Source organism: Verrucosispora sp. WMMD1129 (genome assembly GCF_029581255.1).
In the GTDB taxonomy this organism is placed as follows: domain Bacteria; phylum Actinomycetota; class Actinomycetes; order Mycobacteriales; family Micromonosporaceae; genus Micromonospora; species Micromonospora sediminimaris.
Window position 1 is genome coordinate 2,574,286 of record NZ_CP120741.1, and the last position, 21,679, is coordinate 2,595,964.

At 69.0% G+C, this 21,679-nt stretch carries 21 protein-coding genes; 11 read left to right on the plus strand and 10 right to left on the minus strand.

The annotated features are described in order from the left end of the window. Positions 1 to 76 precede the first annotated feature (76 nt). Positions 77 to 1,363, plus strand: a complete 1,287-nt coding sequence (locus tag O7624_RS11700; RefSeq protein ID WP_282237173.1) for an IS256 family transposase — start codon at positions 77 to 79, stop codon at positions 1,361 to 1,363. 239 nt (positions 1,364 to 1,602) lie between these two features. Here the strand turns inward: O7624_RS11700 and O7624_RS11705 are convergent, their stop codons facing one another. Together O7624_RS11705 and O7624_RS11710 are read right to left on the minus strand one after the other, a co-directional pair. Next, entirely contained in the window at positions 1,603 to 2,451 is an 849-nt protein-coding gene (locus O7624_RS11705) for a hypothetical protein (protein ID WP_282240019.1), read from the minus strand. Between the two features lie 31 nt (positions 2,452 to 2,482). Then, complete coding sequence (locus O7624_RS11710) at positions 2,483 to 4,333, minus strand: phosphoenolpyruvate carboxykinase (GTP) (protein WP_282240020.1); 1,851 nt, start codon at positions 4,331 to 4,333, stop codon at positions 2,483 to 2,485. Positions 4,334 to 4,750: 417 nt separating this feature from the next. Between O7624_RS11710 and O7624_RS11715 the strand changes: the two genes are divergently transcribed. Both O7624_RS11715 and O7624_RS11720 read left to right on the plus strand, forming a co-directional pair. After that, positions 4,751 to 5,278 carry a GtrA family protein gene (locus tag O7624_RS11715; RefSeq protein WP_093406654.1) on the plus strand — a complete coding sequence of 176 codons (528 nt, stop codon included), beginning with the start codon at positions 4,751 to 4,753 and terminating at the stop codon, positions 5,276 to 5,278. 63 nt (positions 5,279 to 5,341) lie between these two features. Then, positions 5,342 to 6,058 (plus strand): GtrA family protein, encoded by a 717-nt coding sequence (locus tag O7624_RS11720; protein WP_093406292.1) that lies wholly within the window; start codon positions 5,342 to 5,344, stop codon positions 6,056 to 6,058. A 38-nt stretch (positions 6,059 to 6,096) separates the two neighbouring features. On the opposite strand, the gene O7624_RS11725 is transcribed toward O7624_RS11720, so the two are convergent. Both O7624_RS11725 and O7624_RS11730 read right to left on the minus strand, forming a co-directional pair. Then, positions 6,097 to 6,654 (minus strand): PH domain-containing protein, encoded by a 558-nt coding sequence (locus tag O7624_RS11725; RefSeq protein WP_093406289.1) that lies wholly within the window; start codon positions 6,652 to 6,654, stop codon positions 6,097 to 6,099. A gap of 112 nt (positions 6,655 to 6,766) precedes the next feature. Beyond that, the gene (locus tag O7624_RS11730) at positions 6,767 to 7,642 is read right to left on the minus strand and encodes a biotin--[acetyl-CoA-carboxylase] ligase (RefSeq protein ID WP_282240022.1); all 876 of its coding nucleotides are present in this window, start codon (positions 7,640 to 7,642) and stop codon (positions 6,767 to 6,769) included. Between the two features lie 75 nt (positions 7,643 to 7,717). Between O7624_RS11730 and O7624_RS11735 the strand changes: the two genes are divergently transcribed. Beyond that, positions 7,718 to 9,301, plus strand: coding sequence for an acyl-CoA carboxylase subunit beta (locus O7624_RS11735; protein ID WP_282240023.1), 1,584 nt, complete (start codon positions 7,718 to 7,720; stop codon positions 9,299 to 9,301). 50 nt (positions 9,302 to 9,351) lie between these two features. Here O7624_RS11735 and O7624_RS11740 read toward each other — a convergent pair whose 3' ends face one another. The 3 genes from O7624_RS11740 to O7624_RS11750 form a co-directional block, all read right to left on the minus strand. Beyond that, entirely contained in the window at positions 9,352 to 10,203 is an 852-nt protein-coding gene (locus O7624_RS11740; RefSeq protein WP_282240024.1) for a hypothetical protein, read from the minus strand. Next, positions 10,196 to 10,696, minus strand: a complete 501-nt coding sequence (locus O7624_RS11745) for a SigE family RNA polymerase sigma factor (protein WP_093406651.1) — start codon at positions 10,694 to 10,696, stop codon at positions 10,196 to 10,198. The genes O7624_RS11740 and O7624_RS11745 overlap by 8 nt, the downstream gene beginning before the upstream one ends. A gap of 70 nt (positions 10,697 to 10,766) precedes the next feature. Continuing rightward, positions 10,767 to 11,507, minus strand: coding sequence for a M50 family metallopeptidase (locus tag O7624_RS11750; protein ID WP_093406278.1), 741 nt, complete (start codon positions 11,505 to 11,507; stop codon positions 10,767 to 10,769). 132 nt (positions 11,508 to 11,639) lie between these two features. On the opposite strand from O7624_RS11750, the gene O7624_RS11755 reads away from it, so the two are divergent. Both O7624_RS11755 and O7624_RS11760 read left to right on the plus strand, forming a co-directional pair. Continuing rightward, positions 11,640 to 12,191, plus strand: coding sequence for a Uma2 family endonuclease (locus tag O7624_RS11755; protein WP_282240025.1), 552 nt, complete (start codon positions 11,640 to 11,642; stop codon positions 12,189 to 12,191). Positions 12,192 to 12,309: 118 nt separating this feature from the next. Then, positions 12,310 to 13,059 carry a GH25 family lysozyme gene (locus O7624_RS11760; RefSeq protein WP_204004703.1) on the plus strand — a complete coding sequence of 250 codons (750 nt, stop codon included), beginning with the start codon at positions 12,310 to 12,312 and terminating at the stop codon, positions 13,057 to 13,059. A gap of 106 nt (positions 13,060 to 13,165) precedes the next feature. Here O7624_RS11760 and O7624_RS11765 read toward each other — a convergent pair whose 3' ends face one another. Beyond that, positions 13,166 to 13,402 carry a hypothetical protein gene (locus O7624_RS11765; RefSeq protein ID WP_282240026.1) on the minus strand — a complete coding sequence of 79 codons (237 nt, stop codon included), beginning with the start codon at positions 13,400 to 13,402 and terminating at the stop codon, positions 13,166 to 13,168. Between the two features lie 64 nt (positions 13,403 to 13,466). After that, on the minus strand, positions 13,467 to 15,851 hold the full coding sequence (locus O7624_RS30665; RefSeq protein WP_348774981.1) for a serine/threonine-protein kinase: 2,385 nt from the start codon (positions 15,849 to 15,851) through the stop codon (positions 13,467 to 13,469). Between the two features lie 91 nt (positions 15,852 to 15,942). Here O7624_RS30665 and O7624_RS11775 point away from each other — a divergent pair, with 91 nt between their 5' ends. From O7624_RS11775 to O7624_RS11795, 5 genes are all read left to right on the plus strand, one after another. Further along, complete coding sequence (locus O7624_RS11775; RefSeq protein ID WP_093406267.1) at positions 15,943 to 16,155, plus strand: acyl-CoA carboxylase subunit epsilon; 213 nt, start codon at positions 15,943 to 15,945, stop codon at positions 16,153 to 16,155. 111 nt (positions 16,156 to 16,266) lie between these two features. Continuing rightward, positions 16,267 to 16,773: a hypothetical protein gene (locus tag O7624_RS11780; RefSeq protein ID WP_282240027.1), complete on the plus strand. Its 507-nt coding sequence runs from the start codon at positions 16,267 to 16,269 to the stop codon at positions 16,771 to 16,773. Positions 16,774 to 18,124: 1,351 nt separating this feature from the next. After that, positions 18,125 to 19,303, plus strand: coding sequence for a S8 family serine peptidase (locus O7624_RS11785; protein ID WP_282240028.1), 1,179 nt, complete (start codon positions 18,125 to 18,127; stop codon positions 19,301 to 19,303). A gap of 106 nt (positions 19,304 to 19,409) precedes the next feature. Next, complete coding sequence (locus tag O7624_RS11790; protein WP_282240029.1) at positions 19,410 to 20,066, plus strand: nucleoside triphosphate pyrophosphatase; 657 nt, start codon at positions 19,410 to 19,412, stop codon at positions 20,064 to 20,066. Positions 20,067 to 20,075: 9 nt separating this feature from the next. Beyond that, positions 20,076 to 20,729, plus strand: a complete 654-nt coding sequence (locus O7624_RS11795) for an O-methyltransferase (protein WP_282240030.1) — start codon at positions 20,076 to 20,078, stop codon at positions 20,727 to 20,729. A gap of 182 nt (positions 20,730 to 20,911) precedes the next feature. Here the strand turns inward: O7624_RS11795 and O7624_RS11800 are convergent, their stop codons facing one another. Then, complete coding sequence (locus O7624_RS11800; protein ID WP_093406255.1) at positions 20,912 to 21,667, minus strand: ABC transporter permease; 756 nt, start codon at positions 21,665 to 21,667, stop codon at positions 20,912 to 20,914. Positions 21,668 to 21,679 lie beyond the last annotated feature (12 nt).

The window sequence follows — 21,679 nt, forward strand, 5'->3', positions numbered from 1 at the left end:
GTGAAGGGGTCTGTGGATCTAAAGGTGTTTCCGGCCTGACCTGCCGGGCGTTGTGCCTGGTGAGGAGGGTGCCGTGATGACCGCGACACTGAACGACCAGACCGGACGGAAGAAGCGGGCTGAGCCGTCGGCGGAGGCGAAAGCCGCCGCTGAGCTGGTTCGGGCCGCGAAGGAGCAGGGCTTGTCGTTGACGGGTCCGGACGGGCTGTTGAAGCAGTTGACCAAGACGGTCCTGGAGACCGCGTTGAACGAGGAGATGACGGAGCATCTCGGTTATGCCAAACACGAACCCGACGGTGCCGGCTCGGGCAACATCCGCAACGGCACTCGGTCGAAGACGGTGTTGACCGACGCGTCGGGACGGGTGCAGATCGACGTGCCGCGGGACCGGGCGGGCACGTTCGAGCCGCAGATCGTGCGCAAGCGGCAGCGTCGCCTGTCGGGCGTCGATGAGGTGGTGTTGTCGTTGTATGCCAAGGGTTTGACCACCGGGGAAATCTCGGCGCACTTCGCCGAGATTTACGGGGCTTCGGTGTCCAAGGAGACGATCTCGCGGATCACCGACAAGGTGATCGAGGAGATGACCGACTGGTCCCACCGGCCCCTGGACGAGATCTACGCGGCGGTGTTCATCGACGCCATCGTGGTGAAGGTGCGGGATGGGCAGGTGGCGAACCGGCCGTTCTATGCCGCGATCGGAGTCACCCTCGACGGGGACAAGGACATCCTCGGGTTGTGGGCCGGCGCGGGTGGTGAGGGCGCGAAGTTCTGGATGAGCGTGCTCACCGACCTGCGCAACCGGGGCGTGAAGGACGTGTTCTTCCTGGTCTGCGACGGGTTGAAGGGCCTGCCCGATGTCGTCACGAACGTGTGGCCGCAGACGGTGGTGCAGACGTGCGTGATCCATCTGATCCGCAACACCTTCCGGCTCACCTCGCGGCGTTACTGGGATGAGCTGAAGCGCGATATCAAGCCGATCTACACCGCCGTCAACGCCACCGCCGCAAGGGCCGCGTTCGACGACCTGGCCGAGAAATGGGGCGGCCGGTACCCGGCGGTGATCCGGCTGTGGGACAACGCGTGGGCGGAGTTCATCCCGTTCCTCGACTACGACCTGGAGATCCGCACAGTCATCTGCTCGACCAACGCGATCGAATCGTTGAACGCCCGCTACCGGCGGGCGGTCAAGGCCCGCGGCCACTTCCCCAACGAGCAGGCCGCGTTGAAGTGCCTGTACCTGGTGACCCGATCCCTGGACCCCACCGGAGCAGGCAGAACCCGATGGACGACGCGCTGGAAACCCGCCCTGAACGCCTTCGCCATCACCTTCAGCGACCGCTTCCCAGCCGCTGAAACCTACTAACCAAGATCGCCGGAAACACCCTTAGCGAGACAGGCCCAGGTGAAGCAGAGCAAGCGGGTGGGCCGGGCCGGCAGGGCCTGACGCGCCTGACGCGCCTGACGCGTTCAAGATCCGGGCAACTTCCCTGTTGCTGCCGCTTCGGGCCCGGCTGAGGCAGCAGTAACCCTGAAGTTGCCCGGATCTTGGCGCGGGGGCGCGGGGGGTGCGGGGGTGCGGGGTGCGGAGGGGGCGGGGAGGGATCAGGTGGGGGTGGGGTGGGTGGCGCGGCGGATGCCGTAGACGGTGAGCACGGCGGCGACGATCAGGGGTGCACCGTCGCGGATCAGGCCGTCGAGGCCGAGCAGCCACCAGCACAACGGAAGGTCCACGGCGAGCACAGCGACGGTGACCACGATGAGCAGGGTGCCCGCCCAACTCCGGCCGCGGAGGAGGAACGCCGTGCAGAACAGCACCAGATAGCTGGTCGCGATGCCGGCTCCCAGCCAGAGCAGCACGGCGGGCACGGCGAGCAGTTGGCCGTCCAGGATCGCGGCGGTGGCGACCAGGGCCGGCACCAGCATCAGCGGGCTGTAGGTGAAGGCCGCTACCCGGGCGGTCAGCAGCCAGGCGCTCGCCTCCGGTTGGCGCGGTGGCGTTTCCCGCCAGGAGATGCCGGAGCGGTCGATCACCAGCCGGGAGCGGTGCCGCACCAGGTGCCCGGCGAGCGCCGGCGACCGGTACAGCAGCCAGACAACTGTCGCGCAGAGCGCGGTGAGCAGGGCGAAGCCGAGCAGGCCGGGCAGCGGCGGTACGCCCTGGCGGGGCACGATCAGCCGACCGAGCGCGAAGACCGTGGTGACGGCGAGGATCAGGCCGAACGGGCGGGCCACCGTCCGGCCGCGCCGGACGTGCCCGATGAGCAGCAGGAAGCCGAACGAGCGCAGCATCGCCCAGCCGGTGCGTACGGCGAGCCCGAAGCCCTGCTCCGGGGCGTACCACCAGTTGAGCACCTCGACCACGACGGTGGCCGCGGCCGTCACCGCCAACAGTGCGGTCAGCGCCCGGACGGCGGACGGCCGCCGGACCTCGGTCTCGGCGGCCGTCCTCATGGGATCCGATGATGCCCGGATCCGTCGTCGATCACACTCCCTGCTGCGGCTGCTCCGCATCGAGTCGAGCCCGCAGGGCGTCCAGCTCGGCCCAGAGGACACCGGGCAGCTTGTCGCCGAACTTCTCGAACCACTCGGTGACCAGCGGCAGCTCGTTGCGCCACTCGTCCGGGTCCACCTTCAGCGCGATCCGGACGTCCTCCGGCGTCATGTCCAGCCCATCGACGTCCAGGGAGTCCAGGGTCGGCACCATGCCGATCGGGGTCTCCACGGCGTCCGCCCGGCCCTCGATCCGCTCGACGATCCACTTGAGCACCCGCGAGTTCTCGCCGAAGCCCGGCCAGAGGAAACCGCCCTCCGGATCCTTGCGGAACCAGTTGACGTAGTAGACCTTGGGCAGCTTCGACTCGTCGCCGTCGGCACCCTTACCCATCTCGATCCAGTGCCGGAAGTAGTCGCCACCGTGGTAGCCGATGAAGGGCAGCATCGCCATCGGGTCGCGACGGACCACACCGACCGCACCGGAGGCGGCGGCCGTGGTCTCCGAGGAGAGTGTGGCGCCCATGTAGACGCCGTGCACCCAGTCGCGGGCCTCGGTGACCAGCGGTACGGTGTCGCGCCGCCGGCCACCGAACAGGATCGCGTCGATCGGTACGCCGTTGGGGTCGTAGTAGTCCTCGGCCAGGATCGGGCACTGGGTGATCGGGGTGCAGAAGCGGCTGTTCGCGTGCGAGGAGAGGTTCTCGCTCTCCGGCGTCCAGTCGTTGCCCTTCCAGTCGATCAGGTGGGCCGGCGGTTCGCCCATGCCCTCCCACCAGATGTCACCGTCGTCGGTAAGGGCAACGTTTGTGAAGATGGAATTGCCCCGGTCCAACGTACGCATGGCGTTGGCGTTGGTCTTCCAGTCGGTGCCCGGGGCGACGCCGAACAGGCCGTACTCCGGGTTGACCGCGTAGAGCCGCCCGTCCGGGCCGAACCGCATCCAGGCGATGTCGTCGCCGATCGTCTCGACCTTCCAGCCGGGGATGGTCGGCTCCAGCATGGCCAGGTTGGTCTTGCCGCAGGCCGACGGGAAGGCGCCGGCGATGTGGTAGACCTTCCCCTCCGGCGAGGTGATCTTCAGGATCAGCATGTGCTCGGCGAGCCAGCCCTCGTCGCGTCCCATCACGCTGGCGATCCGCAGCGAGTAGCACTTCTTGCCGAGCAGCGAGTTTCCGCCGTACCCGGAGCCGTAGGACCAGATCTCGCGGGTCTCCGGGAAGTGGGAGATGTACTTGGTGTCGTTGCACGGCCAGGCCACGTCCTGCTGCCCGGGGGCCAGCGGCGCGCCGATCGAGTGCAGGGCGTGCACGAAGTCGGCGTCGTCACCCATGGCCTGAAGGACGGAGGCGCCCATCCGAGTCATGATCCGCATCGAGGCGACCACGTACGGGCTGTCGGTGATCTCGACGCCGAACATCGGGTTCTCGGCCTCGACCGGGCCCATGCAGAACGGGATGACGTACATCGTCCGGCCGCGCATCGAGCCGCGGTAGAGCTCCGTCATGGTCCGCTTCATCTCGGCCGGCGCCATCCAGTTGTTGGTGGGCCCGGCGTCCGCTTCGTCCACGGAACAGATGAAGGTGCGCTCCTCGACCCGGGCGACGTCCGTCGGGTCGGTACGCGCGTAGAAGGAGTTGGGCTTCTTCTCGGGGTTCAGTCGGATGAGCGTGCCGGCTTCGACAAGTTCGTCGGTGAGGCGACGCCATTCCTGGTCGGACCCGTCCACCCAGACGACCTGGTCAGGGGTGGTCAGTTCAGCGACCTCACGGACCCAGGCGAGAAGTTTCGGGTGGGACGTAGGGGCCTGATCGATACCCCGAACGGTAGCCGGAGCAACCATGACACATCTCCTTGTGGTCGACGCTGACCGGTCTATGGAGTGCACGAGTCTCGGCGGCGCGATGCGCGTCGCCTTCGTGGAAACCTGGGATTGGCCTCAGCGTAAACCGAGGGACCTCTCCAGTCAGTGGGACTGGTTGTGAAGAACTGCACAAGGTGCGGTCACGCTGCGGCATCACGAGCCTTTACCCGCTTTCACGCGCAGTTTCACGCAAATCCTTCGGTGGACCTCCTGCTGGCGGCACCCACACCGGCGATTTCCAACCGGGAGCACCGAAGCGATTAACAACACCCGATTGCACCGATCCGGTTACGCTCCGTTCGTGCCCGTCCGTGCCGCAGCGCCGGTGCACCCTGACGCCCGTTGCTACCCGCTCCCGAGGCCGCCAACCGGTAGGCTCGCACGGTGGCCGCCACGATGACCGGGGAGCCAGGCTCCCGGCAGACCCGTCCGGGTCTGGTTCACTCCCTGATCGACCGTTTTGGTCACCTCGTTCGGGAGATGAGCAAGTTCGCGACCGTCGGCGGGGTCGCCTTCCTCATCGACTTCGCCCTGTTCAACTACCTGATCGGCCCACAGGGCGTGGAGCAGATCACCGCCAAGACGATCGCGACGGTCATCGCCGCGACCTTCGCCTTCCTGGGGAACCGGTTCTGGACCTGGCGGCACCGCAAGCGCTCCCACCCGGCCCGGGAGTACGCCCTGTTCTTCTTCTTCAACGCGGTGGGGCTGGGCATCGCGGTGGCCTGCCTCGCCATCAGCCACTACGGGCTCGGCAGCATCTGGCCGTCGGTCTTCCAGACCCGGCTGGCCGACAACATCGCCAGCTTCATCGTTGGCACCGGGTTCGGCACGCTGTTCCGATTCTGGTCGTACCGACGGTTCGTCTTCGTCGAAGCGGGAACGCCACCCGTCGCGGAAGCGAACCAGGACCGCCGGGCGTGACCTGCCGCCCACTCGTTCGGTCGGAGCCAGCCGACCCCGACCCACTGTCTTAAGGTGTTGCGCATGCCTCTCGTCCGTCTGCTGCCTGAGCGCTGGCAGAAGTTCATCCACGAGGCACTCAAATTCGGCCTGGTCGGTGGCATCAACACGGTCATCAACTACGCCGTGTTCAACGCACTCGCACTGACGGTTTTCGTCGACGGTCAACTGAAGGCGACAGTCGTCGCCACGATCGTTGCCACGATCACGTCGTATCTGATGAATCGGCACTGGACGTACCGTGATCGTCCGAAATCTGCCATGCAGCGGGAATACGCCCTGTTTTTCCTTTTCAACGGCGCTGGCCTGCTGATCGAACTCGGCGTGCTCGCCGCCGCCAAGTACGGGCTGGGCGTCACCGGGTTGCTCGCGCTGAACATCGCGAAGACCGGTGGCGTGGTGCTGGCGACGCTGTTCCGCTTCTGGTCGTACCGGACGTTCGTCTTCCAGCCCGCCGCCCCGGTCGAGGCCACGCAACGGTGGCACGGCCTGCCCCGCGACGAGTGGGACACGATGGCCGGAATGGACCCGGTGGCCGAACTTGCCGAGTCGGTGACGGAACTGGAGGAGGAGCAGCCGCCCGCAGCCCGGCCCGGCGTGACCCCTCGTCCGCTCCAGCCGAGGCCCGCGTCGCTGCCGGAGGAGACCCGACTGACCGCGGAGTTGGACGCCGAGCTGGAGGCCGAGTTGGCTGCCCAGTTGCAGCCCGCCCCGGCCCCCCGCCGTCCTCGCCGCCGCTGACCGGTCGCCCGTACGGGCAGGCCGATCGGGCCCGGCGGTTACGCTCCGGCGCTCTTGTCCCGCTCGCCGAGAATCTCGCGTAGTTCACCGTCGCCGAGCGAGTGCCGGTCGTGGAACGCTTCCACCAGTTCGTAGAGCTTCGTCTGGACCCGGTCGACCTTGGGCACGTCGTGCAGCACGGACTGCCCGCGCTCGCCGGCCGACTCGATGGTGAGGGTGCCGTAGCCCAGCACCCGCCCGGCGAACTGCTGGCTCATCGAGTGGTCGTTGACCCGGCTCAGCGGGATGTCCCGCCGCTCCCGGGAGAACACGCCGTGCTGAAGCACGACCCGCTCGTTCGTGAAGAGGTAGTGCGTGGTGCGCCAGGAGACGTACGGCCACACCGCCAGCACCAGCACGGCCAGCAGGGCCAGCCCGCCGATCACCGCGAGCGTCACGGAACCGCCCCCGCCCGAGGGGAGGAACAGCACGCCGACCACCACTGCGGCGACGGCGAGCACCAGCACCGCCACCGGCCGGAGAAGCGCCTTCCAGTGCGGGTGCAGGTGCAGCACGACGTGCTCATCCTCGCTGAGCACGTCTTCGGGGAACGCCACGGAAACCTCCTCGCAGGAACGGACGCGCAGACCGTAACCCCCCACCCCCACCGCCCCACATCCGCCACGCGGCTCGATACCCCCAACCCCCGCGCGGGGTGTGGGGCTGTGGTCAGCGGAGGTGGTGGAGGTCGGCGGCGGCCAGGGGGCGCTGGCCGGTGGGGGTGGTGAGGAGGAGTTGGCCGTCGGGGTCGACGCCGCTGGCGGTGCCGGTGAGGGTGGTGCCGTCGGGGAGCAGGGCGCGGACCTCGCGGCCGATGGTGCCGCATGCCGCCAGGTACGCCTCCCGCAGACCGCTGGCGACCGCGTCCCCGCCGGCGTCACGCCATCGGGCGTACCAATCGGCGACCGAGCGCAGCAGGGCCCGCAGCAGCGGATCCCGGTCGGTGGCGGCCGCGCCGGCCAGTTGCAGCGACGTGGCCGGCAGACCACTCGGAAGCTCCGGCAGTTCGTCGGCACGCAACGTCACGTTCAGCCCGATACCGACAACGACCGCAGGGGGGTCGCTCAGCCCCGGCCCGGGCACCCCCTCGGCGAGGATCCCGGCGCACTTGGCACCCCCGACGAGCAGGTCGTTCGGCCACTTCAGAGTGGCATCCAGCTCGGCCAGCAGCGCCACCGCCTCGACCAGCGCCACCCCGGCCAGCAAGGGCAGCCAGCCGTACCCTGCCGGTGGTGCCGGCGACCAGCCACGGGCCGGCACAGCCTCGCCGGGCCGCAGCAGCACGCTTGTGGCGATGCCGGCGCGCGGCGGCGACTGCCAGACCCGCCCGCGTCTGCCCCGTCCGGCGGTCTGCCGCTCGGCCACCACGACCAGGCCCTCCGGTTCCCCGGCTCGCGCCGCCTCGGCGACGTCGGCGTTTGTGGAGCCGGTCTCCGTCCGCAGCTCCAGCCGGGACCACGGACCGTACGGCGCGACAAGCGCCCGACGCAGCCGGGCCGCCGACAGCGGCGGGCGGTCCAGATCGGTGTACGGAGAACCCGGCACGCCACCAGCCTACGGGTAGCCCGGTGAGGCGAAGTGCACAGCAGCGGTGACCTGAGCCATCGTTATATTCCCAGGGTGACTACCGAGACCGGGACCAACATCCACAGCACCGCGGGCAAGCTGGCGGACCTGGCACGACGGGTCGACGAGGCGGTGCACGCCGGGTCGACCCGCGCCGTGGAGAAGCAGCACGCGCGGGGCAAGAAGACCGCCCGGGAGCGCATCGAGATGCTGCTCGACGAGGGGTCGTTCGTCGAGCTGGACGAGTTCGCCCGGCACCGGTCCACAAACTTCGGGCTGGATCGGACCCGCCCGTACGGCGACGGCGTGATCACCGGGTACGGCACCGTCGACGGCCGGCAGGTCTGCGTCTTCGCCCAGGACTTCACGGTCTTCGGCGGCTCCCTCGGCGAGGTCTTCGGCGAGAAGATGGTCAAGGTGATGGACCTGGCCATGAAGATCGGCTGCCCGGTCATCGGCATCAACGACTCCGGCGGCGCCCGGATCCAGGAGGGCGTGGCCTCACTCGGCCTCTACGGCGAGATCTTCTTCCGCAACGTCCGGGCCAGCGGCGTCATCCCGCAGATCTCGCTCATCATGGGCCCGTGCGCCGGTGGCGCGGTCTACTCCCCCGCGGTCACCGACTTCACCGTGATGGTCGACCAGACCTCGCACATGTTCATCACCGGGCCGGACGTCATCAAGACCGTCACCGGCGAGGACGTCGGCATGGAGGAGCTGGGTGGCGCCCGCACCCACAACAGCCGCAGCGGCAACGCGCACTACCTCGCCACCGACGAGGCCGACGCGATCGACTACGTCAAGGCGCTGCTGTCCCACCTGCCCTCGAACAACCTGGACGAGCCACCGGTCTTCGACGCACCGGCCGACCTGGAGATCAGCGACGCGGACCGGGAACTGGACACGGTCATCCCCGACTCGGCCAACCAGCCGTACGACATGCACCGGGTGATCGAGCACGTGCTCGACGACGGGGAGTTCCTGGAGGTCCAGCCGCTCTACGCGCAGAACATGGTGGTCGGCTTCGGTCGGGTCGAGGGCCGGCCGGTGGGCGTGGTGGCCAACCAGCCGATGCACTTCGCCGGCACCCTGGACATCGCGGCCAGCGAGAAGGCGGCCCGATTCGTCCGCACCTGCGACGCCTTCAACATTCCGGTGCTCACCTTCGTGGACGTGCCCGGGTTCCTACCCGGCACCGGCCAGGAGTGGGACGGCATCATCCGCCGGGGCGCCAAGCTCATCTACGCGTACGCCGAGGCCACCGTCCCGAAGGTCACCGTCATCACCCGCAAGGCGTACGGCGGGGCGTACGACGTGATGGGCTCCAAGCACCTGGGGGCCGATCTCAACTTCGCCTGGCCGACCGCCCAGATCGCGGTGATGGGCGCGCAGGGCGCGGTGAACATCCTCTACCGGCAGGAGTTGGCCGCCGCCGAGGATCCGGCCGCGGTCCGCGCCGAGCGGATCGCCGAGTACGAGGACACCCTCGCCAACCCGTACGTGGCCGCCGAGCGCGGCTACGTCGACGCGGTGATCCCGCCGCACGAGACCCGTGCCCAGATAGTCCGGGCGCTGCGGGTGCTGCGGACCAAGCGGGAGACCCTCCCGCCCAAGAAGCACGGCAACATTCCGCTGTAGTCGCCGCTGATCGGCCCCTCCCCGCCTGCCAGCGCGTCGGGAGGGGCCGGTCAGCACGGCGGGTTGGCGGCGACGCAGAGACGGTCGGCTGCCACGGCGGCCAGCCGGCGCAGCTCTCGCTCCGTACCGTCCCGGCCCAGGCCCAGCACCGTGACCAGGTCGCCGACCCGCACCACCGCGGTCCGTTCAAGCTGGCCCGGATCCCGGCTCTCGCCGGTCTCCAGATTCCGTACCTCCGTGATGCTGTGCTGGATCACCATCGCCTGATCGCCGACGAAGTCGCGGGCGGTCACCTCCCACCGATGGTCGGCCTCGGCCGCAACGACCTGATCGTCCCAGAGCACGTCTCCTATGGACCGCCAACTCGCGCACGGGGCGAGCAACGCGTCGATCCGGGCGAAGATGCGGTCGGCTACCTGCGGAGCGAGCCGGTAGACGGCCTGACTGAACACCTCGTCGGCCGGGAGATGCCCGGTAGGTGCCCGCAGCAGTGTCTGTGAGCGCGAGTAGCGCGACGGTTCCCAGTCGGCGCTCAAACCCTGCTGCTGGTGACACGCGAGCAGCACATAATCGATCTGCACCGGTTCGTCCAGGCCGGACTGGCCGAGCGGAGGGCCAGTCTCGACGGGGAGGTCGCCCGGTTGCACCATGGCCTGCCGGGGGATCTCGGCGGACGGGACCGAGGTGGTCGGCGCGGCCAGCGGGGCCACCGGTGGTGGTCCGGCGAGATTCTTCGTGACGACGACGGAGACGGCGGCCACCATCAGCACGGCGACGGCCGATCCCACCGCCGCACGCCTGCGGCGACGGGTGCCCTGCTCACGCAGCTCCGCCGGCTCAGCCCAGCGGACCTCCCGCAGGTCCTGATGCATCCGCTCAAGGAACCGCATCTCGTCAGGCACCGGGAGCCTCCTCAAGATCAGAGACGGCGAGCAGCCCGGCGAGCGCGGCACGCCCGCGGGACAGTCGGGCCTTGACCGTGCCGACGGGGGCCGCGGTCTGCCGCGCCACCTCCGCGACCGGCAGTCCGGCGAGGTAGTACAGCGCGATCGCGACGCGCTGTTCCTCGGGGAGCTGGCGCAGGGCGGCGACCACCTCGACGGTGTCGGTGGTCGGTTCCGGCACGCTGTCGACCGCGCCGTGTCGCAGGTAGGCCCGGGCCCGGCTGCGCAGACTGCGCCAGCGGCTGACCGCGATCCGGGCCGCCACCACGCGTACCCACGCCTCCGGGTCGTCGTAGCTGCCCACGCTGGACCAGCGCTGCCAGGCCCGGATGAACGCCTCCTGCACGGCGTCCTGCGCCTCGGTGAGGTCACCGGTCAGCACGTAGACGTACCCGAGCAGCCGCTGCCGGCTGCCCCGGTAGAACTCGTCGAAGCCCTCGACGTCCGCCACCCGCACCTCCCCGTACCTGACAGAGCACACGCACCGGAGGGTGGGGCAGGTTGCCGCCCGGCCGACGAAATCAGGTGAGGCCGGCCTCGGCGAGCAGCGGGCCGGCCAGCATCAGGCCGCCGGCCGCCAGCACGGCGAGGTTGACCAGACCGAAGAGGACCACCCAGAAGAACGCCGGCAGCGGGGTGATCCCGGCCAACTGGTCGGCGTCGGAGGCCGGCATGCCGCGCCGCGCGCGCAACCGCTGCAACTCCACCACCGGGCGTACGCCGCCGAGCAGCAGGAACCACACCCCGGTCCACGCGAAGGCGGCCTGCACCTGCGGGCTGGCGTACCAGGAGACGGCGAGGACCGCGCCCCCGACGATCACCAGAGTCAGCGCGCCGTAGAGGTTGCGGATCATCACCAGCATGGCCAGCAGCAGGACCACCGCGATCCACAGCAGCAGGGTGATCCGGTTGCCGGCGAGCAGCCATGCCCCACCAAGGCCCACCAGGGGCGGGGCCAGGTATCCGGCGAGCAGGGTGAGCACCATGCCGGGGCCGGTGGGCCGACCGGCGGAGAGGGTCAGGCCGGAGGTGTCCGAGTGCAGCCGGATGCCCTGCAGCTTGCGTCCGGTGAGTACGGCGACAAGCGCGTGACCACCCTCGTGGGCGATGGTGATCGCGTTGCGGGCGATCCGCCACGGCAACCGGGTGACCACGACGAGCAGCGCGACCAGCCCGGTGAGCACCACCAGCAGCGGAGGCGGATCGGGCTGCGCGCCGAGCAGGCGGTCCCAGAACTCGGTCATGCCCTCGATCGACACCATGAGGCGGGAGCCTACCGCCCACGTTCCGCCGTCGGCGCCGAGCCGGGTGAGCGTTCCGGTGTCGGTCCCGGGCCGACCGGTCGTATCGTGTGAGACTGACCGGGTGGCGATCGGAGCGGGAGGTGAACGCCGGTGAGCGCGGCCCCCCTGGAACCCCACGTCGGCCTCTGGACGGAGGCCGAATACCTCGCCATGGGCGAAACCCGTGACCGGATCGAATTGCTCGACGGGAGCCTGATCGTGAGCCCTGCCCCGAGCCTGAGGCATCAGAGAGTGGCCCGGAGGCTGGCGAACAGTATCGAGGCCGCCGCAGAAAGCAGCGGCCTCCTGGTATACGACGCGATCAACGTTCGGCTGGGCGACGACCGCATCGTCATCCCCGACCTCGTGGTGACCGATGCCGATGATGAGGGAACCGTGCTTGACGCGAACCGGATCTTCCTCGTCGGAGAGATCGTGTCGCCGGGTAACGCCGCCACTGACCGGGTGCTCAAGATGCAGCTCTACGCGATCGCCCGGATTCCCTGGTACCTGCTGGTCGAGCAGGACGGCGACACCCAGTCGCTGCGGCTGTACCGGCTCGACGACGGGCACTACGTCGAGGAACGGGTGGCCAAGGCCGGCGAGACGCTCACCCTCACCGACCCGTTCCGCTGGCAGGTGGATCCGGCCACCCTGCGCTGATGACCAGGTGGGTCGCCACCACAACCCGTACATCGAATGTTGTCTTGATCCCTCTTGCCCTGACCGACGATCGCCTTCAAAGATGTCTGTCTATCGACAGTCGTCTCAGGAGGACGCCATGGGTCGGACCAGATCGCTGCGTCGGCTGACCGCCGCCGCACTCGCCGTACTCGCCACCGCCGCCGCCGGGCTCGTCGCCACCGCGACCCCGGCCGCCGCCGCCACCGTGCCGGGCATCGACGTCTCGCGCTACCAGGGCACCATCAACTGGACGAGCGTCCGCAACTCCGGCATCCAGTTCGCCTTCATCAAGGCCACCGAGGGTACGAGCTACCGGGACCCGAACTTCAACACCAACTACGTGAACGCGTACTACGCGGGAGTGATCCGCGGCGCGTACCACTTCGCCCGGCCCAACATCTCCTCCGGCGCGGTCCAGGCGAACTTCCTGGCCTCCAACGGCGGCGCCTGGTCCGCCGACAGCCGCACCCTGCCGGCCGCGCTGGACCTGGAGGCGAACCCGTACAGCGGCGGCTACTGCTACGGCCTGAGCACCACCGGCATGCGCAACTGGGTGCAGGACTTCCTCAACACCTACCGATCCCGCACCGGCCGGTACGCGGTCATCTACACCACCACCAGCTTCTGGAACCAGTGCACCGGTTCCTGGAGCGGGCCGTGGAACAACCACCCGCTGTGGGTGGCCCGCTGGTCGTCCTCCGTCGGCGCGCTGCCGGCCGGCGCGCCGTTCTGGAGCTTCTGGCAGTACACCGACTCCGGCAGCGTCCCCGGCATCAGCGGCGGCGTCGACCGCAACTACTGGAACGGCGACCGCAGCCGGCTGATCGCCCTGGCCAACAACACCTGACGTACGCCGCGACGGCGGGCCGACGTCCTTCGCTCGGAGCGGACGTCAGCCTGCCGTCGCGCCGCACCCGGACCGCTGTCGTCGCGCCGGGTGTCACCGGGAAATCTCAGGCCCGCCGCCGCGCGGTCATCGCGACCGGCACGCTCATTCCCGCACTACGGGACACACTGCCCCGGCGGGTGAGGTGCCAGCCGGCGAACGCGGCCCCGGCGAGCGTCACCAAACTCAACATGGTCGCCAGCACCGCGACCCCGACAGTGGCGACAAGCAGTACGACGTTGCCCAGCACCACGGCCGTCCACAGTGCCAGCCGGGGCCGGGCGTCCCTTCCTCGGTAACCCATCTCGGGCCTCCCTTCCGTCGTCGGAGATCAGATACCCCGGACGGCGGAGGGCCATGCCTGTCGATCAGTCCTGACGGTCCGGCACGAACTCGCGGAAGATCATCTCGAAGTTCTCCAACTGCTCGTCCCAATCGCGGTCCGCGACCTCCCAGCGCAGCGCGAAGCCCCGGTTGCTGGCGGGGACAAAGGCCCGGTTACGGACCCGGATCCGGGTGCCGTCGCGGGTTTCCCGCCAGTCCCAGTCGGCGCAGGTCCGCCACTTGCAGTCGAACGAGGAGATGTCGATGTACTCGTAGTTGCGGACCAGGTTCTTCCGGTTCGGCTCCTGCGATCGCCAGTCGGCTTCGGCGTCCCGCTTCGGCGTGTCGGTGCGGTCGATGAGCAGTTCCCGTACCCCGTCCGGCTCCCGGTAGATAACCGAAGTGCCGCTGGTGCTGCGTCGCCAGCCGTCGGGTACCGGCACCTTGAAGCCCACCGGGTCGGTCCGCAGCGTCCACCCCTCCGGCAGGCCACCGGCCGATTCCGAGGCGCTGGGCGAGGCCGACGGGCTGGACGACGCCGACGGGCTGGCCGGCGGGTCGCTCGGCGCCGGGGCGGCCGGTTCCGAGCTGGCTGGCGGCGGTGCGCTGCTGGTGCCGCCCGCGGCCGGCGGAGTCCCGCCGTCCTCGTCGCCACCGTTGAGCAGCGGAATCGCCACCACCACGCCGAGTAGCAGCAGCGCGACCACGGCACCGACGAGCACCGCACGCCGGGTCCGCTCCGAACGGAACTGCCCGGCCTTGAAGACGTTTCCCCGGGTCGGCGCCGGGCTGACCGGTGCCGCCGGCATGACCGAGGTCGGCTGCGACGGACGCCGCGTACCCTCGACCGCCGGCCGCTCCGCCCGCACGGCCCCGCCACCGGCCGTGCCGGCCTCCGTCGCGGTAGGCGTCGCTGCGGCGGGCTCGCCCGCCGTGCCGGTGCCCTCCGTGGCGTCGGTGTTCGTCGCGGCCGGGCCTGCCGACGCGGCGTCCCCAGGTTGAGCCTCGCCAGCCGTTACGCCGGTCTCCGTCGCGTCGACGCCCGGGCCCGTCGGGCTCGGGTCGGTCCGGTCGCCGACTGTGGCGTCCGATCCGGTGTGGTCGTTCGGGGGCACGGCCTGCCCGTCGGCGGTGCCTTCCCCCGGCCCTCCGGCTGCTGCACCAGCGGTCGAGGCGGTACCCGCAGCGGCGGCCAGGGCGGTGTCCCGTTCGCCGGCCGGGTTCGACGTGGCGGTACCGGACCGGCCGCTGTCCAGGTCGTCCGGAGCGGTGTCCACCGGGCTGGTCGGCGAGACCTTCGCTGTCGGGTCGGCATCGTCGCCGGCGGCCTTGGCCGTCGGCGCGGCATCGGCACCGGCGACCTTCGTCGTCGGGTCGGCGTCCGAGCCGGGCTGGGTACCTGTCGAACTGTCGGCTGCGGCGCCGGTTGCCGCCGCACCACCGGCCAGTAGCCCTGACGTGGGTGGCGTGCGAGGCGCGGGTGGGGTTACCGGGGTCGACGGCCGCTCACCGGAGGGGCGCGGTGCCGGCACCAGCGGCGGGCGCGGTTCGCGCGGTCCGTTCGGCCCCGGCCGGCGTACGCCGTCGAGAAGTGAGATGCCCCGGGCCCGGCGGCCGCTGGCCCGGCGCAGCATGCGCTCGGCGGACTCGGCGGTGATCCGCTCCTGTGGGTCCTTGCGCAGCAGCCCGGCGAGCACCTGCTTGAGCGGGCCGGCGTTACGGGCCGGCGGCACCGGCTCGGTGGCCAGCGCGGCCAGGGTGCTGATCGCCGAGGGTCGCGCGAAGGGGGATTTGCCCTCCACGGCGGCGTACAGGGTGGCACCGAGCGACCAGAGGTCGGCCTCCGGGCCGAAGGTGCCGTCGCGGGCGCGCTCCGGCGCGATGTACGCGGGCGAGCCGAGCACCATGCCGGTACGGGTGACGTTCGGGTCGCCCGGAATCGTGGCCAGGCCGAAGTCGGTCAGCACCACCCGACCGTCGGTGCCGAGCAACACGTTGCCGGGTTTGACGTCGCGGTGCATGATGCCGGCCTTGTGCGCGGCCTTCAACGCGTTCAGCACGCCCAGACCGATCTCCACGGCACGCGCCGGTGACACCGGACCGTCCTCGGCGATGGTGTCCTGCAACGACCGGGACGCCACGTACTCCATGACGATCCACGGGTCACCGTCGGTGCGGAGCACGTCGAAGATGCGTACCACGTTGATGTTGTTGAGCCGGGCGATGGCGCGTGCCTCGCGCAGTGAACGTTCGCGCATCTCGCGGCGCTCGTCGCTGGTCAGGCCCGGCGGCGGAACCAGCTCCTTGATCGCGACGTCGCGGTGCAGCACCTCGTCGCGTGCCTTCCATACCCGACCCATGCCGCCCTGACCGAGCGGCGCGAGCAGCCGGTACCGGTCGGCGACGAGTTGGGGGGCAGCTTCTGACATCGCTGAGACGGTACCCGGCAGCGCAGACGGTCACACCGCCGGCACGCCACTGTGCGACGAAGGTCGGCTTCTCCCCGCGTACCCTGAGGTCATGTCTGTCGAAGAGCCGCTGTTCCGGGTCGTGCGTGGCGTGCCGACCGCCGAGGAACTGGCCGCGTTGGTCGGCGTGATCGCCGTGCGGTCGCGCCCGACGGTCCGGCGCGCGCCGACCCCGGCGTCCGCCTGGACGCGCAGCGGCCGTCCGGCGGTTGCGGCGCTGACGCCCGGTGCCGGCGCGTGGCGCAACTCCGGCCTGCCTCGCTGAACCCACCTCTGGTCAGCGGCAGCGCTGCTGGACGCGGCAGGGCTGCCGGAGGGGGCGTTCACCGTCTAACCTCACTCAGGGGAGCGAGCCCGTGACAGATTGGGAGGGCCGATGATCCCTGAGGAGGATCGACAAGCGTCCTGGCTACGCGGTTCCGCAGGCGTCGAGGCCGACATCCGTCAGCTACGAGACTTCGCCGAGCAACTCCGCGCCGAGGTGGAAGGCAGTTACGCACCGTACCTGCGGTACATCGCAGACGACATGCTCACCACCGTGCCCAACCCGGCCGACGCGTTCGTCGAGCTGGTGCACTTCATGCGTACCCATTGGGAAACCCAACAGGCGACGACCAACGCGGTCTGGGGCGTCGGTGACGCCACCGGCCACCTCGCGGAAGCCGCCAAGCTCGTGGCCGAGCAGTACGCCGACACCGACGCCTTCTCCGCCGCCCGGGTCGCCGACGTCCACCGAGCACTCGAGCAGCACGGTTTGCCGCTTGCACCGAACATCGACGAGACGCACAGGCAGACCGACGCGCCGCCACCGGCAGCCGTGGCGTCGCCATCGCTCGCCGACCCGACCGGCACCGACAACACTGGCCCGGTGGTGGTGCCGTGAGGGAACCGGGCGTCGGCCGCAGCGGCGGCCTGACGGAGTGGCAGCTGATGAACGTGGCAGACATGTGGGCCTGCCTCCAGGGCCACCACACCGACAACCACTGGCGACACGTCGCCGGCTGGCGCAAAATCGCCGAGCTGGCCGGCCAGCATCTCGGCCGGCTGAGAACGTACCGCGAACGCCTGGCCCAGGCATGGCCGCCCGAGACCAACGCCGCCTCCCACGCCTACCTCGTCAAACTCGACGAGCTGATCAGTCAGGTCCAACGCACCCACGACGCCGCCACCGCCAACCAGACCGCACTGTCCGCCGCCACCCAGGCCCTCACCAGCAGCCGAAGCAAACTACAAAAGATCCACGAAGAGTACGCCGACAAGCTGCAACAGAAGCGATCCTGGGAACAAACCGCCGCCGACCCAAAAGCCGCCGCCGCCGGCCGAGCCATCCACCCCCCGGTGAGTGAATCCGACCTGGAGCGGCTGAACGCACAAGCCCGCACCATAATGTACGGCCTCAGCACCGAACTCCAACAAGCCCAAACCCAACTCCGCCACCCACCCCCCACCCCCCGGGCCAGCGTCCAGACGAGCGATCCTGATGTGTATGCGACAGGCGCCCAGCCCCCCGCCATTCCTCCAATTGTTCCGATGTCGCCCCCAAAGGCAGCGTCGCCTGCCATAAGCCAATTTCGTTCACCCCCTTTGAAAGCTAGAGCAACCCATACAACGGGTCCCATCCTGGGTTCGGCAGTCTTAGCTTCGACATCCTCAAATTACTCCCCGCCTACCAACCTAACTGCTGAACCGCCGCCGAACCTCACAGCCGGCACCGATCCGCGGCCGACGCCCTTCTGGGGTGTCAACGGCCGCCCCTTAGAGAATGGCCAACCTACTCAGATAACTTCGGATAGACAGCCACCAAGAACTGGTGGATCAAACTCGACACGTGGGACACCAACCGGCGGCCTAATCGGCGGTTCACCTGCCGCGGGTATTGGTCATCCGACGTCACCCAATGCACCCGCTAGGCCAACTCCCCCATTCGGTGGATTGATCGGCGGTGGAGCAGCAGGAACGGCCCCCACCGGGGGAGCCGGTTCCAGACCAGGCGGAGGCAGAAGCTTAGGGGGAGTGCCTTTGCTTCCGCCCATCGGTAGCCCACCCGGCACCCTCCAGGTAACAGGCATGAGTGAACGACAGGGAAGATCGGCACGACCAACCCCTGGCGACACCGGTGCCCGATCGTGGGATCCGGACAATCCGTGGGCAACTGCAAGTGGAGTTGAACCAATAGTAACGCCGCCAAAAGACGATGGACCGATCGATCCCGGCCCGGCCATCGGCCTGAACCGGTGAAAAGCTACTCTTCCTTCACCAAGGCACTATCGATCTTCACGACAGTTTGCACTCTACAGGCACCGATCGCACCCTCGTTCGGTTTAAAAGAGGTGCCGACACTAGATGGCGCCGATCGTATCCGAAATGACCAGTGGCACCTTCGGTATCTGGAGGTCCAAAAGGCGCACAAAATCAACCAGGGTGCAGGTGCCGTCGTCGCCGTACCCGACACGGGAGTATTTCCTCATCCCGATCTACGGAACAATCTGCTTATAGGCGCAGATGTCATCCCCGGGGGAAAGGGCGACGGCAGGCAGGATCGAGACAGCCATGGAACAGCAATGGCTGGGCTGATTGCAGCTCACGGCAAGGGCACCAAAACCGGCGCCCTTGGCGTTGCCCCGAAAGCCAAGATTTTCCCTATATTCTGCATGCCAGCACACGGAGCGGGCCAGCCAGACGCACTTGCCGAGGCGATCAATGTTGCAGTCGACGAAGGAGTCGACATTATCAGCATCTCCAGCGTAGGCGGCACCAGCGCGAAGCTAATTCGGGCAATCGAGGCCGCCATTGCGGCAGATATAGTAGTCATAGCAAGTGTCGGAAATAAGCCTGGCGACTCAAGAGTGGGCTATCCGGCCTCGCATCCCGCCGTCATTGCGGTCGCCGGAATCGATCAGGACGGTAATCACCACTCTAACTCAGCCGCAGGCCCGGAGATAACCTTGGCGGCACCAGGTGCCAACTTATACAGCACGAGCTATGACGGCCATTACTCGAGAGGCACAGGGACTTCTGGGGCGGCGGCGATTGTGGCGGGGGCGGCAGCTTTGATTCGGGCTAAGTATCCGTATCTGCCGGCTGACGAGGTGGCTCATCGGCTGACTGCGACTGCGATCGACAAGGGGCCGCCGGGGCGGGATGACCAGTACGGCTACGGAGTCATCGATCTGGTGGCGGCGCTGACGGCAGACGTACCGCCGAGGGGTTTCGGGTCGGTGCGGACGGCCGCGCCGGACGCAGCTGGCTCGACCACGGCGGCCGCTGATGGGCCGCCGGCTGACGAGGGACGGGCGGCGACTGTCCGCGGCCTGGTCACGCTGGGGGTGCTGATCGCGGCGGGCGGCGCTTGGGCGCTGGTGACTCGTCATCGGCGCCGCTCCGATGATCCGCCGCCTCGGATCACCCGCTGACACGACGCCGTGGGCTGCTAGGAAGGACCCCACGCGAGCGGACTCCGGGGGTGGGCGGGGGTGGTGCGTGGGGTGGCGTACGCGGGCAGGCGGTAACGTCGACGGGGTGCTTGATGCCCTGCCGCTTCGCCTTGTGCTCGCGTCGGCGAGCCCTGCCCGCCGCAAGTCTCTCCAGTCTGCCGGAATCGAACCGGACGTGCTGGTCAGCGGAGTCGACGAATCGCTCGTGGTGACCGAACGAGCGGAGGATCTCTGCCTCGAATTGGCTCGGCTCAAGGCGCAGGCCGTACTGGGTCGGCTGCGTCCGACCGACGATGAGCGCACCCTTGTGCTCGGCTGCGACTCGGTGCTCGCCTTCGACGGAGAGATTCTCGGCAAGCCCGACAACGAGGCTGACGCTACCCGGCGGTGGGAGCGGATGCGCAGGCGTAGCGGGGTGTTACACAGCGGGCACTGTCTCGTCGACATCGTGGCCGGGCGACGCGCGGAGGCAGTGGCCTCCACTGTGGTGCATTTTGCCGACATCAGCGACCACGAGATTGCCACCTATGTCGCCACCGGTGAACCGCTGGCGGTGGCCGGCGCGTTCACGATCGACGGATTGGGCGGGCCGTTCGTGGAGCGGATCGAGGGCGATCCAGGGACCGTCGTCGGACTCTCCCTGCCTCTGCTGCGGAATCTGCTGGCCGAATTGGATCTGCGGATCACCGATCTGTGGACCAAGGTCGCGCCTGGTAACCAGATCGTCGAACCTCTCGGTTAGGTTCCGAGCATGACGCTGAAGTCGATTCCGCTCACCGACGACCTGCACCAATACCTCGTGGCGCACGGCGCCCCGCCGGACGAGGTCATCAGCGACCTGGCTCGGGAAACGCTGGCGCTGCTTCCCGAGCACGCGTCGATGCAGGTCGCGCCGGAACAGGCTGCCTTTCTGACGTTTCTGACCCGGCTGCTCGGTGCCCGGCAGGCGGTGGAGGTAGGCACCTTCACGGGGCTGTCGTCGCTGGCGATCGCCCGGGGGCTGGCCGAGGGCGGGCGGTTGACCTGCTTCGACATCTCGGAGGAGTACACGAGCGTTGCCCGCCGGTACTGGGCGCGGGCCGGTGTCGACGACCGGATCGACCTGCGGATCGGTCCAGCCGGTGACACGCTGCGTGAGTTGCCGCACGAACGGTACCTGGACTTCGCATTCATCGACGCCGACAAGACCGGGTACCCGGTCTACTGGGCCGAGTTGGTGCCTCGGATGCGGCCTGGTGGGGTGATCGCCGTGGACAACGTGCTGCGTAATGGTCGGGTGGTGGCACCGCAGAGTGCCGACGACCGGGCGATCGCAGCGTTCAACGAGGACGTGCTGGCCGATGTACGGGTGGATGCCGTGATGCTGCCGATCGCCGACGGGCTGACCCTCGCCCACGTGCACTGACAACCGACGACGGAGGGCGTCAGTGCGCTCCGGTTGCGGCATGTTGGGGTCTCCCGCCGGCGGGAGACCCCAACATGCCGCAACCCGCCCGCGGAGCCGGCCGAGCGAGGCCGCCTCCGCCCGCGGAGCCGGCCGAGCGAGGCCGCCTGCCCGCCAGGGCGGGCGGGGCAGGGCGGGCGGGGTCAGCGGACGCTGCGGGCGAACTGGCGGGCGGCCCAGTAGACGCCGGCGGCGGCGAGGATCGCGATGATGGTCAGCCCCTGCCAGACCCGGTCGTCGCCGATGTCGCCGTTGAACAGGGCGCGGGTGCCGTCGACCGCCCAGGAGAACGGGTTCCACTTGGCGACGCCCTGCAACCAGCCCGGCGCGAACGCGAGCGGCAGCAGGATGCCGGAGAGCAGCAGCACCGGCTGCGCCACCGTGTTCATCAGCGGAGCCAGGGCGTCCTCGCTCTTCACCTTCAACGCGACGCCGTAGGAGACCGCCGAGGTCATCAGCGCGATCAGGGCGAGCATCAGGTACGCCAGCAGCAGGTCACCGATGAACACGCGCAGGTCGAACAGGAGCGCGAGCAGCGTGATGATGACGGCCTGGGTCATCAGCGACACCACGTCGCGCAGCGACCGGCCGAGCAGCAGGGCGAGCCGGCTGACCGGGGTGACCCGGGAGCGTTCGATGACCCCGGCTCGTAGTTCGGCGATGAGGCCGAAGCCCTGGAACAGGCCACCGAAGATGGCCAGCAGAACCAGCAGACCAGGCACGAAGATCTTGTACGCCTCGGCCTGGGTGGGCGCGCCCAGCGCGGGCTTGAGCAGCGGGGCGAAGAGCAGCAGGTACATCACCGGCTGGAAGACGCCGACGAAGACCCACACGGGGTTGCGCAGCAGCAGATTCAGCTGCCGTTGGAAGATCAGCCAGGTGTCGCGAGCGAGCTTCATGAGATCTCCGGA

Excerpts from the sequence above, each read along its gene's own strand:
- O7624_RS11700 (WP_282237173.1), top strand. The coding sequence starts at position 77 with ATGACCGCGACACTGAACGACCAGACCGGACGGAAGAAGCGGGCTGAG.
- O7624_RS11705 (WP_282240019.1), bottom strand. The coding sequence starts at position 2,451 with ATGAGGACGGCCGCCGAGACCGAGGTCCGGCGGCCGTCCGCCGTCCGG.
- O7624_RS11710 (WP_282240020.1), bottom strand. The coding sequence starts at position 4,333 with ATGGTTGCTCCGGCTACCGTTCGGGGTATCGATCAGGCCCCTACGTCC.
- O7624_RS11715 (WP_093406654.1), top strand. The coding sequence starts at position 4,751 with ATGACCGGGGAGCCAGGCTCCCGGCAGACCCGTCCGGGTCTGGTTCAC.
- O7624_RS11720 (WP_093406292.1), top strand. The coding sequence starts at position 5,342 with ATGCCTCTCGTCCGTCTGCTGCCTGAGCGCTGGCAGAAGTTCATCCAC.
- O7624_RS11750 (WP_093406278.1), bottom strand. The coding sequence starts at position 11,507 with ATGGTGTCGATCGAGGGCATGACCGAGTTCTGGGACCGCCTGCTCGGC.
- O7624_RS11760 (WP_204004703.1), top strand. The coding sequence starts at position 12,310 with ATGGGTCGGACCAGATCGCTGCGTCGGCTGACCGCCGCCGCACTCGCC.
- O7624_RS11765 (WP_282240026.1), bottom strand. The coding sequence starts at position 13,402 with ATGGGTTACCGAGGAAGGGACGCCCGGCCCCGGCTGGCACTGTGGACG.
- O7624_RS30665 (WP_348774981.1), bottom strand. The coding sequence starts at position 15,851 with ATGTCAGAAGCTGCCCCCCAACTCGTCGCCGACCGGTACCGGCTGCTC.
- O7624_RS11775 (WP_093406267.1), top strand. The coding sequence starts at position 15,943 with ATGTCTGTCGAAGAGCCGCTGTTCCGGGTCGTGCGTGGCGTGCCGACC.
- O7624_RS11780 (WP_282240027.1), top strand. The coding sequence starts at position 16,267 with ATGATCCCTGAGGAGGATCGACAAGCGTCCTGGCTACGCGGTTCCGCA.
- O7624_RS11795 (WP_282240030.1), top strand. The coding sequence starts at position 20,076 with ATGACGCTGAAGTCGATTCCGCTCACCGACGACCTGCACCAATACCTC.
- O7624_RS11800 (WP_093406255.1), bottom strand. The coding sequence starts at position 21,667 with ATGAAGCTCGCTCGCGACACCTGGCTGATCTTCCAACGGCAGCTGAAT.